5 tRNA genes are annotated in these 646 nt (G+C 50.3%); all 5 read left to right on the top strand.

What is annotated here, in order from left to right:
• The first annotated feature begins 94 nt into the window (after positions 1–94).
• The 5 genes from ACFQZ9_RS09760 to ACFQZ9_RS09780 all read left to right on the top strand — a co-directional run bounded on the left by ACFQZ9_RS09760 (position 95) and on the right by ACFQZ9_RS09780 (position 555).
• Positions 95–169: transfer RNA gene (locus tag ACFQZ9_RS09760), tRNA-Gly, on the top strand.
• A gap of 5 nt (positions 170–174) precedes the next feature.
• Positions 175–263 (top strand) — tRNA-Leu (locus ACFQZ9_RS09765).
• A gap of 35 nt (positions 264–298) precedes the next feature.
• Positions 299–375: transfer RNA gene (locus tag ACFQZ9_RS09770), tRNA-Arg, on the top strand.
• A gap of 5 nt (positions 376–380) precedes the next feature.
• Positions 381–457, top strand: a tRNA-Pro gene (locus ACFQZ9_RS09775).
• A gap of 22 nt (positions 458–479) precedes the next feature.
• Positions 480–555: transfer RNA gene (locus ACFQZ9_RS09780), tRNA-Ala, on the top strand.
• Positions 556–646: the final 91 nt, after the last annotated feature.

The following is a 646-nucleotide window of genomic DNA, read 5'->3' on the forward strand; positions in this document are numbered from 1 at the left end:
TGGCGGAATTGGCAGACGCACCAGACTTAGGATCTGGCGCCGCAAGGCGTGGGGGTTCGACTCCCTTCACCCGCACCATTTAAGCTAAATATATGCGGAAGTAGTTCAGTGGTAGAACACCACCTTGCCAAGGTGGGGGTCGCGGGTTCGAATCCCGTCTTCCGCTCCACTCTTGCCGGGGTGGCGGAACTGGCAGACGCACAGGACTTAAAATCCTGCGGTAGGTGACTACCGTACCGGTTCGATTCCGGTCCTCGGCACCAGAGTTTTTGAAATTGTAAAAATAGATTTCAAAAATGCGCCCGTAGCTCAATTGGATAGAGCGTTTGACTACGGATCAAAAGGTTATGGGTTCGACTCCTTTCGGGCGCGCCATATTACGGGAAGTAGCTCAGCTTGGTAGAGCACTTGGTTTGGGACCAAGGGGTCGCAGGTTCGAATCCTGTCTTCCCGACCATTACTTCTTATTTAATGATTACGGGGTCTTAGCTCAGCTGGGAGAGCGCCTGCTTTGCACGCAGGAGGTCAGGGGTTCGATCCCCCTAGACTCCACCAAAAAAAATAAAAAGTTGTTGACATTAAGTTGATAACTTGGTAAGATGATTAAGTCGCCTTTGAGCGACAAAGAAATTTGCTCTTTGAAAAC

The organism is Neobacillus sp. GCM10027624 (genome assembly GCF_042675345.1).
In the GTDB taxonomy this organism is placed as follows: Bacteria; Bacillota; Bacilli; order Bacillales; family Cytobacillaceae; genus Neobacillus; species Neobacillus cucumis_D.